At 72.8% G+C, this 14268-nt stretch carries 12 protein-coding genes; 9 read left to right on the top strand and 3 right to left on the bottom strand.

Annotated features, from left to right (window positions below; all coding sequences use genetic code 11):
• The first annotated feature begins 18 nt into the window (after window positions 1–18).
• Together ABZY31_RS12180 and ABZY31_RS12175 are read left to right on the top strand one after the other, a co-directional pair.
• The gene (locus ABZY31_RS12180) at window positions 19–1014 is read left to right on the top strand and encodes a DUF5937 family protein (protein ID WP_356408146.1); all 996 of its coding nucleotides are present in this window, start codon (window positions 19–21) and stop codon (window positions 1012–1014) included.
• Window positions 1015–1135: 121 nt separating this feature from the next.
• Complete coding sequence (locus ABZY31_RS12175; protein WP_356408143.1) at window positions 1136–2155, top strand: glycoside hydrolase family 6 protein; 1020 nt, start codon at window positions 1136–1138, stop codon at window positions 2153–2155.
• A 72-nt stretch (window positions 2156–2227) separates the two neighbouring features.
• Here ABZY31_RS12175 and ABZY31_RS12170 read toward each other — a convergent pair whose 3' ends face one another.
• Both ABZY31_RS12170 and ABZY31_RS12165 read right to left on the bottom strand, forming a co-directional pair.
• Window positions 2228–4234: a kelch motif-containing protein gene (locus ABZY31_RS12170; protein ID WP_356408140.1), complete on the bottom strand. Its 2007-nt coding sequence runs from the start codon at window positions 4232–4234 to the stop codon at window positions 2228–2230.
• 3 nt (window positions 4235–4237) lie between these two features.
• Window positions 4238–6076: a cellulose synthase catalytic subunit gene (locus ABZY31_RS12165; RefSeq protein ID WP_356408138.1), complete on the bottom strand. Its 1839-nt coding sequence runs from the start codon at window positions 6074–6076 to the stop codon at window positions 4238–4240.
• Between the two features lie 172 nt (window positions 6077–6248).
• On the opposite strand from ABZY31_RS12165, the gene ABZY31_RS12160 reads away from it, so the two are divergent.
• From ABZY31_RS12160 to ABZY31_RS12140, 5 genes are all read left to right on the top strand, one after another.
• Window positions 6249–6728 (top strand): diadenosine tetraphosphate hydrolase, encoded by a 480-nt coding sequence (locus tag ABZY31_RS12160; RefSeq protein ID WP_356408135.1) that lies wholly within the window; start codon window positions 6249–6251, stop codon window positions 6726–6728.
• Window positions 6729–6824: 96 nt separating this feature from the next.
• The gene (locus ABZY31_RS12155; protein ID WP_356408132.1) at window positions 6825–8090 is read left to right on the top strand and encodes an MFS transporter; all 1266 of its coding nucleotides are present in this window, start codon (window positions 6825–6827) and stop codon (window positions 8088–8090) included.
• Between the two features lie 21 nt (window positions 8091–8111).
• Window positions 8112–8621, top strand: coding sequence for a MarR family transcriptional regulator (locus tag ABZY31_RS12150; RefSeq protein WP_356408129.1), 510 nt, complete (start codon window positions 8112–8114; stop codon window positions 8619–8621).
• A gap of 63 nt (window positions 8622–8684) precedes the next feature.
• On the top strand, window positions 8685–9020 hold the full coding sequence (locus ABZY31_RS12145) for a DUF3817 domain-containing protein (protein WP_356408126.1): 336 nt from the start codon (window positions 8685–8687) through the stop codon (window positions 9018–9020).
• A gap of 104 nt (window positions 9021–9124) precedes the next feature.
• On the top strand, window positions 9125–10825 hold the full coding sequence (locus tag ABZY31_RS12140) for a methylmalonyl-CoA mutase family protein (protein WP_356408123.1): 1701 nt from the start codon (window positions 9125–9127) through the stop codon (window positions 10823–10825).
• A gap of 104 nt (window positions 10826–10929) precedes the next feature.
• On the opposite strand, the gene ABZY31_RS12135 is transcribed toward ABZY31_RS12140, so the two are convergent.
• The gene (locus ABZY31_RS12135; RefSeq protein WP_356408120.1) at window positions 10930–11565 is read right to left on the bottom strand and encodes a TetR/AcrR family transcriptional regulator; all 636 of its coding nucleotides are present in this window, start codon (window positions 11563–11565) and stop codon (window positions 10930–10932) included.
• Between the two features lie 322 nt (window positions 11566–11887).
• On the opposite strand from ABZY31_RS12135, the gene ABZY31_RS12130 reads away from it, so the two are divergent.
• Both ABZY31_RS12130 and ABZY31_RS12125 read left to right on the top strand, forming a co-directional pair.
• Entirely contained in the window at window positions 11888–12886 is a 999-nt protein-coding gene (locus tag ABZY31_RS12130; RefSeq protein WP_356408117.1) for a tetratricopeptide repeat protein, read from the top strand.
• 623 nt (window positions 12887–13509) lie between these two features.
• Window positions 13510–14157 carry a DUF6230 family protein gene (locus ABZY31_RS12125; RefSeq protein ID WP_356408114.1) on the top strand — a complete coding sequence of 216 codons (648 nt, stop codon included), beginning with the start codon at window positions 13510–13512 and terminating at the stop codon, window positions 14155–14157.
• Window positions 14158–14268: the final 111 nt, after the last annotated feature.

The raw sequence follows: 14268 nt of genomic DNA, 5'->3' as shown, positions 1-14268 counted from the left end.
CGAAGTGAGAGGAACGACATGGCCGTGCACTACCGGTTCGGGGCGGCCGATCTGCTGCGGTGCCGGTTCGCGATCTCGCCGCGCTGGGAGACCGCCGAGGCCGTGCGGACGCTGAAGCGGCCCGAGCGGCAGGGGTACCACCTGCCCTGGCTGCACGGCATCCGGGACGCCGCGGCCGGGCTCGACCTGCGGCCGCTGTGGCTGCTCATGCCGGTGCGCGGGCACAATCCGGACTTCCTCTGCCCGCCGCCGCTCGGCCCCGACGTCACCTTCGAGGAGGAGCTGGCCCGGGTCCGCGCCGTGGACCCCGTCGCCGCGCACGAGGAGATCCGGCTCTCCCTGTCCTGCACCCCCGGCGCGCTGGAGAGCGAGACCGGGCGCGAGCTGCTCGCCGACCCCGAGCGCGCCGTGCGCACCCTGGCCGACCTCACCGAGCGGGCCTGGCACGCGCTGATCGCCCCGCACTGGCCCCGGCTGCGAGCCATCCTGGAGGCCGACGTCCTCTTCCACTCGCGCCGCCTCGCCGCCTCCGGGCTGGCCGGGCTGTTCGAGGGGCTGCACCCCGACCTCACCTGGTCCGACGGCACGCTCACCCTGCACCGCCGCACCCACCACGACCGCTGTCTCGACGGCCAGGGCGTGCTCCTGATGCCGAGCGCCTTCGTCTGGCCCGACGTGGTCGGCGGGTACGACCCGCCCTGGCAGCCGACCGTCGTCTATCCGGCCCGCGGGATCGGCGCCCTGTGGTCGCAGGCCGCCGAGGAGACCCCGGCGGCCCTGGCCCGGCTGCTGGGCCGCGCGCGGGCCGACGTCCTGTGCGCGCTGCGCGAACCGGCCTCCACGACCGCGCTCGCCCACCGGCTGGGCCTCGCGCCGTCCTCCGTCTCCGCGCACCTGCACGCGCTGCGCGGGGCGGGCCTGCTGGAGCCGCGCCGCCACCGCCACCAGGTGTTCTACGAGCGCACGCCGCTCGGGATCGCGCTGGCCACGGGGGCGGACCCGGCCGCGTCCTGACCCGGCCGCGTCGCGACCCGGCCCGGCGGGGCACCGCGCGGGGCGTCGCGGCCGCGTCACGTGTCCGTCATGTCACGATGTCCCGGTCCGCTGCCCGCCCCGCCCGCACCGAGGAAGCCGGATGCCAGGCCGCCGCCGCACCACCACCCTGACCAGCCTCGTCCTCCTCGCGCTGGCGGCCGCCACCGCCTGTACCTCCTCCGGGCCGGGGGCCGCCCCGGCCGGGACCCCGGCGGCCGCGCCGGCCGACCCGCAGGGCGCCGGGTCGCCGTACTGGGTGGACCCGCAGAGCGACGCCGCCCGCCAGGTCGAGGCCTGGGAGGCGCAGGGACGCAACGGTGACGCCCAGGTGCTGCGCCGGATCGCGGACCAGCCGATGGCGCTGTGGGGGGCGGGGGACGATCCGGGGCCGGAGATCCGCCGGGCCGTCGAAGGGGCCCGCGCGGCGCACCGGACGGTGGTGCTCACGGCGTACAACATCCCCTACCGCGACTGCGGCCAGCACTCGGCCGGCGGTGCATGGAACGCCACCGCCTACCGCAGCTGGATCGGTGCCTTCGCCGACAACATCGGCGACGCGCAGGCGCTCGTGGTCCTGGAACCGGACGCCGTCCCGCACGTCGTGGACGGCTGCACCCAGGCCGAGCACCACGAGGAGCGCTACCAGCTGCTCTCGGACGCCATCGACCGGCTGAAGCGGAACAAGAACACCAAGGTCTACCTCGACGCGGGCAACCCCGCGTGGATCCCGGACCCGCAGAAGCTGGTCGAGCCGCTGTACAAGGCGGGCATCGAGCGGGCCGACGGCTTCTCGCTGAACGTGTCCAACTTCCAGCCGGACGAGGCCGGCCGGGCGTACGGCGCCGCGCTCTCCCGGGGCACCGGGGGCAAGCACTTCGTCATCGACACCAGCCGCAACGGCGCGGGCCCGCTGCCGGGCAGCGGCCCGCAGGCCTGGTGCAATCCACCGGGCCGGGCGCTCGGCGTGCGCCCCACCGACCGGACGGGCGACCCGCTGGTCGACGCGTACCTGTGGGTCAAGCGGCCCGGGGAATCGGACGGCCCCTGCCGGGGCGGCCCGGAGGCCGGGCGCTGGTGGCCGGACTACGCGCTGGGCCTCGCCCGCCGCGCCAAGGACTGAGCCCCGGCGCGACCGGGGGAGCCGACCCCGCCGCGACCCGGCAGGCCGCCCCCGGCAGGCCGCCCCCCGGCGTCACTCCGCCGGCATCCACCCCACGTCGGACGTGGGCGTCGCGGTCACCGGCTCCGTGACCCGGATCCACCGCGCCACCGACGGCGTCCCGTCCGCGTCGGCCGCGAACAGCATGTACCAGCCGGGCGGTACGAGCGTGGGGTCGCCCGGGACCTCCACCGTGACCGAGCCGCCCGTGCGGGTCACCCCCAGCTCGACGGAGCGCTGCTCCACGTCCGTGGAGTGCGTGACCGCGCTCGGCCGCATCAGCCGGGCCCGGGCGATCCGCTCCGGGTGCGGGGACGCGAAGGCGGCCCGGCCGCCCGGCGCGACCTCGGACGGACCCGCGCCGAGGACGGGCCGCAGCGCCGGGTCCCGGTAGAGGTACGGCGGGGTGTACACCTCCAGGCGGTGCTCGAACTTCCCCAGCTTGGTGTTGTCCTTGTCCGCGAAGAGCGGGTCCGAGCCGAAGGTGGCCACCCGCCCGTCGGGCAGCAGCAGCGCCTCGGAGTGGTAGTCGCGCCCCACGGCGGGGTCGGCCGCGGCCACGAAGGTGTCGCGGCGCGGGTAGTAGAACTGCGCCTTGCGGATGTCGGAGGCGCCCCGGCCGCGGTAGTCGGAGGAGCCCCCGGTGGTGAAGACGGAGTCGTCGGGCAGCAGCACGCTGCTGAGGTAGCGGGTGCCCTGCGGCAGCGGAGCGGTGGAGCGGAAGGCGGGGTGCGGCGCCTTCAGGTCGATCACGGCGGTGCGCCGGGTGGAGAGCCGGGACTCGCCGACCCCGCCGCCGCCGAGCACCATCACCTTCTGGTCCTGGGCGGGCGGCAGCAGGACGGAGGAGGAGGTCTCCAGCTGGTCGGCGTCGGCGAGTCCGCCGACCGGCGTGAACCGGTTCGCCGCCGGGTCCCAGATGCCGGGCGCGCGGCCCTTGTCCTTGGGGCCGTACCCCGCGTTGGAGCCGGTGAACAGGAGGCTGCCGCCCCGGGTGAGGAAGAGCGCCGGGTAGGTGGGGAAGTAGTGGAAGGGCCCCTTGCTCCACGTCCGGGTCCGCGGGTCGTACATCTCGTTGTCGCCGGGGACCACGTCGCCGACGTCGTTGAGGCCGGAGACCGCGAGCACCCTGCCGTCCTGGAGGCCGACGAGGGTCGGGTACCAGCGGGCGTCCCGCATGGGGTCGACGGGGACGTACTTCTCCGCCCGCGGGTCGAACTCGTACGCCGACCTGATGCCCTGGAAGTCCTGCTTGGCGGTGCTGAGCCGCTCGGCCAGCCCGTAGACGTCGTCGGCGTCCCTGCCCTGCAGGCCGAGGACCCGGTACTGCGCCGCCTGCGTGGTCAGGCCCTCGCGGCCCTCCCGCACCGCCTCGACGAAGACCCGCGCCTCGGCCGCCGTCACCCGGGCCCGCCAGGGCGTCGCGGCGCCGCCGTCGCCCGGGGCGGCCTCGAACCCGCGCGTGGCCGGCGGCACGGTGACGTCGAACCGGGACACGTACTCCACCCCGGACGGGGAGCGGAAGCGGGTGCCCTTCTTCAGCGTGACGGCCTTGTCGGGGTTCTCGTTCTTGACCCGCATGCCGCCGCCGGCCCGGGTGACCTTGCCGTCGAGGACCTCGTAGCGGGCGGTCCCGCCGGCCACCAGCAGCCGCCCGTCGGGGAGCTGGGCGTGCCCGGAGCAGAAGAAGTCCTCGGGGGTCGGGATCTTCTTGAAGGTGTCGTCGGCAGGGTTCCACAGGACGGTCTCGAAGGTGCCCCGGTCGAAGTTGCGCTGGTTGTTGCCGGAGCCCGCGATGAGCAGCACCTTGCCGGTGTGCAGGAGCGCGGCGTGCATGGCGTTGATCCGGTACTCGACGGGCAGGTCGACCAGGTCCCACGATCCGTACTGGACCTTGTAGCTGCGCTGCCCGATCTTGTACGCATGGAAGGCGTCCCCGGCGAAGGAGAGTGTGGCGGGGGCGTTGAGCGCGAGCAGGACGAGGGCCGCGCCGGTGCCCAGGACCGTCTTCTTGAACCGCTTCGAGGGGCGGTGGGCCATGGCTCAGTTCCCTCCCGTGGTGGCGAGTGCGGGCCGCGGGTCCTCGCCGGGCCCGCTCCCGGATCCGTCTGCGGGCTCGCTCCCGGTCCCGGTGCCGCTCTCCGTACGGTGCGCGCCGGGCGCCTGCGGGCGCGCCGCGCGGGGTCCGCGGACCCCGGCGCGGCGGCCGCGCAGGCCGGTCACGCCCCAGACGGCCAGGGGGGACAGGGTGACGCACAGCGCGAGGACCGCCCAGATCCGCATGGCCGCGTGCGTGTGGCCGTAGCGGACCGAGGCGGCCAGCGAGACGAGCAGCACGAACGCCCAGCAGAGGTGGATCCGGAAGGTCGACAGCCGGTCCGGGCTGGCGTCGCCGCCCTTGGGGGTGACGACGAACCGGCCCCGGGTGCGCAGCACCGCCGAGCCCAGCGATGCCAGGTACACCGGCGCGCAGATCGCGGACATCGCCATGCCGGCCAGCCCGCCGGAGCCCTCGGGCTCGTGCGGCGAGACGTTGTGGCGGCGGTTCCACAGGTAGAGGCCCACCTGGAGGGCCGCGGCGTCCGTGTAGAGCATCAGCCAGACCTCGGAGGAGACCTCGGTGCCGGAAGCGCCGAGGCAGAGGAACAGGACGCAGCTGAGGACGCCGAGGAACCAGTTCACGGCGGTCATGGGGTAGTAGACGAGCATCAGCGTGTAGTTGAGCCGGCGCCCGGCGGGCATGCGGAAGAACCCCTTGCAGTACTGCCGCAAGAGGGTCTCGTAGGTGCCGCGCGACCAGCGCAGCTGCTGGGTGAAGAAGTCCGTCCAGGAGGCCGGGCCCTCGCCGACGGCGAGCACGTCCGGGGTGTACACGGAACGCCAGTACCGCCCGGTGGCGGGGTTGCGGCGGCGGTGCAGCTCGAAGCCGGTGGCCATGTCCTCGGTGATCGAGTCGTACAGCCCGCCGACCTGGCGCAGCGCGCTGATCCGGACGGCGTTGTTGGTGCCGACGAACATGGGGGCGCCGTAGCGGTTGCCCGCGCGCTGGATCAGCGCGTGGAAGAGGTACTGCTGGGACTCGGCGGCCTTGGTGACGGCCGTCGTGTAGTTCCCGTACACCTGCGGGCCGACGACGAAGGCGGTGTCGGGGTCCCGGAAGTAGCCGAGCATCCGCTCCAGGAAGTTGGTCGCCGGGACGTGGTCGGTGTCGACGGAGGCGAAGACGTCGTAGTCGTCGCCGTGCCGGACCAGCCAGGAGTTGTAATTGCCGTGCTTGGTCCTGGCCCGGTGGGTGCCCTTGCGGGTGTTCCACTCGGGCACGCCCTTGCGGGTGAAGTGCCGTACGCCGAGTTCCGCGCACAGCTTCCGGGCGTCCGGGTCGTCCCCCTCGTCGAGGAGCCAGACGTCGAGCGGGCCGGGGTGGCGGACCCGTACGGCCCCCTGGAGGGTGGCCCGCACCATGGCGAGCGGCTCCTTGCCGGGCACGTACGTCGTCAGGAACGCGACCCGGACGCCGGGTTCGGGCGGCACCGGGACCGGATCGCGGGCCATCATCGTCGCGTGGGCGATGGACACCACGTTGACGAACATGAAGAGCATGATCGACGCGATGGACACGAGCATCACGGTGTCGCAGTGGACCAGCCACCGGGCGGCCCCCTCGCGGACGGTCCAGTGGGTCGGCCAGACGAGGTAGAGGAACAGCACGGCGGACAGCGCCGGAGCCAGCGTCATGAGCGCGACGGCCCGTATTCGGTGCGGCTCCCGCGCCAGCAGGGACCGGTACGCCACCCGGTAGACACCGTCGGGACCGGGCTCCGGCTCCGCGAACGGACCGGCGAGACGGCTGTGGGTCTCGTAGTCGAAGCCTTCCGGCCGCACGGTCCCTCCAGTGCTCGGTCCAGAGTCGATACCCCCACACAAGGCCACGCCCGGCAACGCGGCGACCCGGATTCCCCCGACCGGGCGATCCCGCCCCCACCGGCCCGCCTTGGCCCGTCCGGGTGACGCGAACCGGCCGCGCGCGGCCGGGCGCCCGGTAGGCTCGCCCGCCATGATCACCAATGACGACTGGCGGCAGGACCGGATCGGCAGCGCGCTGCGGGGCGAGAACCCCACGGTGCTCCGGCGGCTGGAGGCCGGCTTCGCGGTGATCGGCGACGTCCAGTTCCTCCCCGGGTACTCGGTGCTGCTGGCGGACGATCCGGCCGTGCAGCGGCTCTCTGACCTCCCGCGCGCCGGGCGGCTGGCGTTCCTGGCCGGCATGGACGCGCTCGGCGAAGCCGTCGAGCGCGCCTGCTCGGCACTGGACCCCGCCTTCCGGCGGGTCAACCTGGAGATCCTCGGGAACACCGACCCCTTCCTGCACGCGCACGTCTGGCCGCGGTTCGACTGGGAACCGGGGGAGCTGGTGGGCAAACCCGTGTGGCTGTACCCGCCGGAGCGGTGGCGCGACGGGCGGTACGCGCTCGGCCCGCGGCACGACGCGCTGCGCGCGGCGATCGGGCGGGAACTGGCGCGGCTCACGCCCTGACGGCCGACAAGGGTGCCTGCCCTGCCAGCCCGCCGGGGTCATTCGGGCAGGGCCGAATCACTGGGGCGCCCCCGGCGCCCCCGGCAGGCTGCGGGCATGGCAACCGCACCTCCCGGCTACCGCGCGGCCTTCCGGGTCCGCGAGTTCCGGCCCGTCTTCGCCGCGCACCTCATGTCCGTCCTCGGGCTCGTCGTCGCGGAGATCTCGCTCACCGTCCTCGTCTTCCGGGTCACCGGCTCCCCCCTCCTCAGCGCCCTCACCTTCGCCCTCGGGTTCCTGCCCTACGCCCTCGGCGGCACCCTCCTCGCGGGGGTCGCCGACCGGTATCCCGCCCGCCGGGTGCTCGTCGTCTGCGACCTGGTCTGCGCCGTCTGCGCCGCCGCGATGGTGCTGCCGGGGACGCCCGTCGCGCTGCTGTTCGTGCTGCGGTGCGCCATGGCCTTCGTCGCGCCGCTCTTCCAGGGCACCCGCAACGCCTCGCTGGCCGACATCCTCGGCGACGGGGACGCCTACGTCCTCGGGCGCTCGCTCCTGCGGATGGTGGCCCAGAGCGCCCAGCTCATCGGCTTCGGCGTCGGCGGGATCCTGCTCACCGCGCTCTCGCCGCGCGGGGCGATCGCGATCACCGCCGCCACCTTCGTCTGCTCCGCGCTGCTGCTGCGCTGGGGAACCCGCGCCCGTCCGGCGCGGGCCGTCGGGGCGGGGCGCACCTCGCCGTTCGCCGCCGTGGGCGCGGTCTTCGGCGACCGCAGGCTGCGGGCGATCACGCTGATGTTCTGGCTGCCGCCGCTGTTCGTCGTCGTACCGGAGGCGCTGATGGCGCCGTACGCGGACGGCATCGGCGCGGGTACGGCCGTACTGGGCCTGCTGATGTGCGCGATGCCCGTCGGCACCATCGCCGGCGAGCTGTGGGCGGGCTCCGCGCTCGGCGCCGCCGCCCGCTCGCGCCTCGTGGCGCCGCTGGCGGCCGTCGGGGCGCTGCCGCTCCTCGGGTACGCCGTCCGGCCGGGCGTGGCGGTCCTGCTGGTGCTCCTCCTTGCGGCGGGACTGGCCCACGCCTACACCCTGGGCCTGGACCAGTGGTACGTCGACGCGGTCCCCGACGAGCTGCGCGGCCGGGCCATGACCCTGCTGAGCACGGGGCTGATGACCCTCCAGGGCGTCGGCATGGCGCTGGCCGGGATCGCGGCGGAGTTCGCGCCCGTCCACCTGGTGGTCGCGGGGTCCGGGGTGCTCGGTACCGCGGTCGTGCTGTTCCTGCTCACGGAACTCCGCGCGACGGCCGCGCCGACGCCGCACGGGCCGCACGAGCACCGGAAACCCCACGGGCCGAAGAGTGAGACGGCCTCCGCCCGCAAATGACCGGCGGGTAGGGTCTGGTCCGTGCCCAAGCCGCTCAGTCTCCCCTTCGACCCCATCGCCCGCGCCGACGAACTGTGGCAGCAGCGCTGGGGACCGGTGCCCTCGATGGCAGCGATCACCTCGATCATGCGCGCGCACCAGATCCTGCTCGGCGAGGTCGACGCGGTGGTGAAGCCGTACGGACTGACCTTCGCGCGGTACGAGGCACTCGTCCTGCTGACCTTCTCCAAGGCCGGCGAGCTGCCCATGTCGAAGATCGGCGAGCGCCTCATGGTGCACCCGACGTCGGTGACGAACACCGTCGACCGCCTGGTCCGCTCCGGCCTGGTCGCCAAGCGCCCCAACCCGAACGACGGCCGCGGCACGCTCGCCTCGATCACCGACAAGGGCCGCGAGGTCGTCGAGGCGGCGACCCGGGACCTGATGGCGATGGACTTCGGGCTGGGCGCCTACGACGCGGAGGAGTGCGGGGAGATCTTCGCGCTGCTCAGGCCGCTGCGGGTGGCCGCGGACGACTTCGACGCGAAGTAGCCCGTCGGCCGGGAAGCGGGCCCCGGTCAAGATCGCGCAAAACGGACGGTTAGGCTCAGTGGCATGAAGAAGAGCGTGCTGACCCGCTACCGGGTGATGGCCTATGCCACCGCAGTGATGCTGCTGGTGCTGTGCACCTGCATGATTTTCAAGTACGGCTTCGACAAGGGCGCGGACCTGACCTTCGTGGTCTCCCAGGCCCACGGCGTGCTCTTCATGATCTACCTGGTCTTCGCCTTCGACCTCGGCTCCAAGGCGAAGTGGCCCTTCGGCAAGATGCTGTGGGTCATGCTCTCCGGCACGATCCCGCTCGCGGCGTTCTTCGTCGAGCGCAAGGTCCGCGCCGAGATCGAGCCCCTGGTGAACGGCGCCCCGCAGGCCGCGGCCGCGCAGGCCTGACGCCGCCCTCCGCACTGGAGGCGCGCTCGATCTCACACCACCCCGGGACGACTTCCCGGGGTGGGCCATCGACATTTACTAGGACGTCCTAGTAAATTCGAAGCATGGACGCTGACGCCATCGAGCAAGGCCGCCTTCGCTGGCAGGCCCGTTACGACAGGGCCCGCACCCGCGAGGCCGACTTCACCACGCTCTCCGGCGACGAGGTCGAGCCGGTGTACGGCCCCCGCCCCGGGGACACCTACGAGGGCTTCGAGCGCATCGGCTGGCCGGGCGAGTACCCGTACACCCGCGGCCTGCACGCCACCGGTTACCGCGGGCGGACCTGGACCATCCGGCAGTTCGCCGGGTTCGGCAACGCCGAGCAGACCAACGAGCGCTACAAGATGATCCTCGCGGCGGGCGGCGGCGGCCTCTCGGTCGCCTTCGACATGCCCACCCTGATGGGCCGCGACTCCGACGACCCGCGCGCGCTGGGCGAGGTCGGCCACTGCGGGGTCGCCATCGACTCCGCCTCCGACATGGAGGTCCTGTTCCGGGACATCCCGCTCGGCGACGTCACCACGTCGATGACCATCAGCGGGCCCGCCGTGCCCGTCTTCTGCATGTACCTCGTCGCCGCCGAGCGCCAGGGCGTCGATCCGGCCCTGCTCAACGGCACGCTGCAGACCGACATCTTCAAGGAGTACATCGCCCAGAAGGAGTGGCTCTTCGAACCCGAGCCGCACCTGCGCCTCATCGGCGACCTGATGGAGTACTGCGCCGAGGGCATCCCCGCCTACAAGCCGCTCTCCGTCTCCGGCTACCACATCCGCGAAGCCGGGGCGACGGCCGCGCAGGAGCTGGCCTACACCCTCGCCGACGGCTTCGGCTACGTCGAACTCGGACTCTCGCGCGGCATGGACGTGGACCACTTCGCGCCCGGGCTGTCCTTCTTCTTCGACGCGCACCTCGACTTCTTCGAGGAGATCGCCAAGTTCCGCGCCGCCCGCCGGATCTGGGCGCGCTGGATGAAGGAGGTCTACGGAGCTGCGTCCGACAAGTCCATGTGGCTGCGCTTCCACACCCAGACGGCCGGCGTCTCCCTGACTGCCCAGCAGCCGTACAACAACGTCGTGCGCACGGCCGTGGAAGCCCTCGCAGCGGTCCTCGGCGGCACCAACTCCCTGCACACCAACGCCCTCGACGAAACCCTCGCGCTGCCGAGCGAGCAGGCCGCCGAGATCGCCCTGCGCACGCAGCAGGTGCTGATGGAGGAGACGGGCGTGGCCAACGTGGCCGACCCGCTGGGCGGTTCCTGGTACGTCGAGCAGCTCACCGACCGGATCGAGGCCGACGCCGAGAAGATCTTCGACCAGATCCGGGAGCGCGGGCTGCGCGCCCACCCCGACGGCCGGCACCCCATCGGTCCCATCACCTCGGGCATCCTGCGCGGCATCGAGGACGGCTGGTTCACCGGGGAGATCGCCGAGTCGGCCTTCCAGTACCAGCGTTCGCTGGAGAAGGGCGACAAGCGGGTCGTCGGCGTCAACGTGCACCACGGCTCCGTCACCGGTGACCTGGAGATCCTCCGCGTCAGCCACGAGGTCGAGGTGGTCCAGGTCCGCGAGCTCAAGGAGCGCAAGGCCCGCCGCGACGACGCGAAGGTCCGCGCGGGTCTGGACGCGATGCTGGCGGCGGCGCGGGACGGGTCGAACATGATCCCGGCCATGCTGGACGCCGTACGGGCCGAGGCGACGCTCGGCGAGATCTGCGGCGTGCTGCGGGACGAGTGGGGCACCTACACGGAGCCGCCCGGCTTCTGATCCCGCGTCCGGCTCCGGCCGGACGGTATCCGGCGAGCGGAGGGCCGGTCGTGGCGCGCGCGGAGCGTGCCGCGGCCGGCCCCGCGTGCGTCGGAGGTCCGCCGTCAGGCCGGGGCCGCCCCGTCCGCGCCCAGCAGCCCGTGCATCAGCAGGGCGGTGAAGGCGGCGACCCACAGCTCGTCCACCGGTTCGGCGCTCACCAGGGCGCGGTGCACCACGGTGCCCGCGATGACGTCGAAGATCAGGTCCGTGGTGCGCCCGGCGAGGTCCTCGTCCGCTTCGTAGGGAAGTTCGCCGCGGGCCTGCGCGCGCTCGCGGCCCAGGACGACGAGACGTTTCTGCCGGTCCACGATCGCCGACCGGATCCTGCCCCGCAGCGCCTCGTCGCGGGTGGATTCGGCGACCACCGCCATGAGCGCCGTACGGGCCTCCGGGCGCCGCAGCAGCTCCGCGAACCGCAGGACGACGTACTCGATGTCGGCCTGGAGCGAGCCCCGGTCGGGGAGTTCGAGGGAGTCGAAGAGTTCCGCGACCGCGTCCACGACCAGCTCGCTCTTGCCCGCCCAGCGGCGGTAGAGGGTGGTCTTGGCGACCCCCGCGCGGGCCGAGACGTCGCCCATGGTCAGCTTCGACCAGCCCAGCTCGACCAGCGCGTCCCGGGTGGCGGCGAGGATCGCGGCGTCCGCCGTGGCGCTGCGGGGGCGGCCGGTGCGGCCGGAACCGGAGACGGGGTTGCGCATGGACGGTGACCATACCCGCCAGTAGCGGAACCGCCAGGACCCCGCACGGTGTGGTTCAGATCACGGACCGCGAGGTCCCGCAGGGAGTTACGCTACGACTCGTAGCGTAAGAGCGACAACCACGCGAGCTACGGCGCCAGGTGGGGACCCGGCGCCACGCAGTTCAGGTGCACGGCCGTGCGGACGACGCCCGGCCGTGGTGCGGCAAGCGGTTCGGCGGTGCTGTTCGCGGCGCCGGCCGTGGTGATGGTCGTAGTGCTGTTTTACGACGTCTTTCACGAGGTCTTTTCGTCGGCGCGCGCACACGGGGGAGGATGTACGCATGCAGCCCAGAAACATGTCCATGAGCGGTGTCGTCGACCTCGCCGCGGTGAAGGCGGCCGGCGAGGCCAAGGCGAAGGCGGAGCAGGCGCGCGCGGCCGCGGCCCGGCAGGGCGGCGCCGACGGCGCCGTCCCCGGCGCCGTGGCGCCGTCGGCGCTCGTCATCGATGTCGACGAGGCCGGTTTCGAACTCGACGTGCTCGAACTCTCGCACCAGGTCCCGGTCGTCATCGACTTCTGGGCCGAGTGGTGCGAGCCGTGCAAGCAGCTCAGCCCGGTGCTGGAGCGCCTGGTCACCGGAGCGAACGGCCGACTGGTTCTGGCCAAGATCGATGTCGACGCCAACCAGCTGCTGATGCAGCAGTTCGGCGTCCAGGGCATCCCCGCCGTGTTCGCGGTCGTCGCCGGTCAGGCACTGCCGCTGTTCCAGGGCGCCGTGCCCGAGCAGCAGATCCGCGAGACGCTCGGCCAGCTCATCCAGGTCGCCGAGGAGCGCTACGGCCTCACCGGCATCGCGGTCGACCCGGCCGCCCAGGGCGCGTACGGCGGCCCCGCGGGCGGCGTGGACGAGGAGCCGGAGGGCCCCTACGACGCGCTGCTCGAAGCGGCCGTCGTCGCGCTGGACGCGGGCGACCTGGGCGGAGCCGTCCAGGCGTACAAGAACGTACTGGCCGGGGACCCGGCCAACAGCGAGGCCAAGCTGGGCCTGGCCCAGGCGGAGCTCCTCGCGCGGGTGCAGCACATGGACCCGCAGGCGGTGCGCGCCGCGGCGGCCGCGCGGCCGGCCGATCCGGCGGCGCAGATCGCGGCGGCCGACCTGGACATGGCGGGCGGTCACGTGCAGGACGCCTTCGGGCGGCTGGTGGACGCCGTCCGCGTCACGGCGGGTGACGACCGCAACGCGGTACGGCTGCGGCTGCTGGAGCTGTTCGAGGTCATCGGGGCGGACGATCCCCGGGTCTCGGCCGCCCGCACCGCCCTCGCGCGGGTGCTCTTCTAGGGCGCGGCCCACGGCCGGCGCGGTGGTTCGCGCCCAGGCCCGCTCGCATGCCGGTGGACCGCCGGTGATTTGTTGACACGGAGATAAACAGCGGCCGCACTTTGCCAAAACTTGGTAATCGCGGTCGCTGTTACTCCCAGTAAGCCGAACCCCGTGAACTGTCCGGTTGGTTCGCTCTTCGTCGCATCTGTCGTGGCCATGGGTGACACCCTGTGTTGCTGCCCGACGGCGACGTGCCGCACTCAGGTTATCCAGCCGTTACCCGCCAGTAACGAACCCCCTTGTGCCCCGGCCGGGAATGGACAACGATCGGCCACGCTCGGTCCATCCCGCAGCGCCGGTCACCCGGCACCGCGCGGAGGGGTCCCCACCGAGCCGGCCGGCGCCAGGGGCGCCGGACGCGGGACAGGGGGGTAGCCGCCGCACCCGGGCGGTTCCTGTCCTCATCAGGTTGCGCGAACGCGTGGCCCAGTGGTTGTCGCTCGGGGGTGATCGCCGGTGTTCCTGACGCGGTACAGCCGCGACCCGGTCGCCTGCGCTCCTTCCCGAGGACGTAGCACTTCTCCCATCCCAGGACGGGCACGGCCCGGACCGGAGATGTACGTCCGATGAGGAGGACCAACATGATTTCCCAGGTTCGTGGTGGGACCAGATGGAAGCGCTTCGCTCTCGTCATGGTGCCGAGCATCGCGGCGACCGCCGCGGTGGGCGTGGGTCTGGCGCAGGGCGCTCTCGCGGCGTCCTTCAGCGTCTCGGGCCAGGACTTCAAGGTGTCGGCCGACGAGCTCGTCGGTGACAACCTGATCCAGTACGGCAGCGTGGCCAAGGGCAAGACCCTCGGCGACGACAAGAAGGACGCGTACCACCCGGTCACCATCTCCGGGTTCAGCCACGCCGAGATCACCAACATGTGCCAGTCCCTGGTCACCCCGGTGCCCGGTCTCGGCAACATCACCCTGCAGCTGCGGACGGGCAACAAGGGCCGTCCCGCCGTCGCGGAGAACATCTACCTCGATGTCGCCGAGCTGGACGCGGACGCCAAGTTCGAGCAGCTCGACATCGGTGTCGCGGTCGGCGACGCGAGCCACACCACCAAGCCGCAGGCCGGCACGGTGTCCGATGGCGGTCTCTTCTCGCAGCGCGCGAAGAAGGCCACGCTGACCAACGTGCGGCAGAAGGCATGGGCGACGACGGCGGGCACCTTCACGCTGCCGGACCTCAAGCTGCGCCTCCTCAGCGGCAACGAGCCGTGCTACCAGGACATCAAGTAATCCGTCCGGTCGCTTGAACCGGCCGGGCGGGCGCGGTGGCGCGCATGCCGCCCCGTCCGCCCGGCCGGGCGCTCCACCTAGTTCTCCGTACGACCGTTTTCAGGGAGCTGT

The organism is Streptomyces sp. NPDC006529, from assembly GCF_040611795.1.
Lineage (GTDB): Bacteria > Actinomycetota > Actinomycetes > Streptomycetales > Streptomycetaceae > Streptomyces.
Note: the sequence above shows the minus strand (reverse complement) of the source record. Positions and strands in the feature narration are given on the sequence as shown.

Coding starts and splice junctions, on each gene's coding strand:
- ABZY31_RS12180 (WP_356408146.1), top strand. CDS start 19: ATGGCCGTGCACTACCGGTTCGGGGCGGCCGATCTGCTGCGGTGCCGG.
- ABZY31_RS12175 (WP_356408143.1), top strand. CDS start 1,136: ATGCCAGGCCGCCGCCGCACCACCACCCTGACCAGCCTCGTCCTCCTC.
- ABZY31_RS12170 (WP_356408140.1), bottom strand. CDS start 4,234: ATGGCCCACCGCCCCTCGAAGCGGTTCAAGAAGACGGTCCTGGGCACC.
- ABZY31_RS12160 (WP_356408135.1), top strand. CDS start 6,249: ATGATCACCAATGACGACTGGCGGCAGGACCGGATCGGCAGCGCGCTG.
- ABZY31_RS12155 (WP_356408132.1), top strand. CDS start 6,825: ATGGCAACCGCACCTCCCGGCTACCGCGCGGCCTTCCGGGTCCGCGAG.
- ABZY31_RS12145 (WP_356408126.1), top strand. CDS start 8,685: ATGAAGAAGAGCGTGCTGACCCGCTACCGGGTGATGGCCTATGCCACC.
- ABZY31_RS12140 (WP_356408123.1), top strand. CDS start 9,125: ATGGACGCTGACGCCATCGAGCAAGGCCGCCTTCGCTGGCAGGCCCGT.
- ABZY31_RS12135 (WP_356408120.1), bottom strand. CDS start 11,565: ATGCGCAACCCCGTCTCCGGTTCCGGCCGCACCGGCCGCCCCCGCAGC.
- ABZY31_RS12130 (WP_356408117.1), top strand. CDS start 11,888: ATGCAGCCCAGAAACATGTCCATGAGCGGTGTCGTCGACCTCGCCGCG.
- ABZY31_RS12125 (WP_356408114.1), top strand. CDS start 13,510: ATGATTTCCCAGGTTCGTGGTGGGACCAGATGGAAGCGCTTCGCTCTC.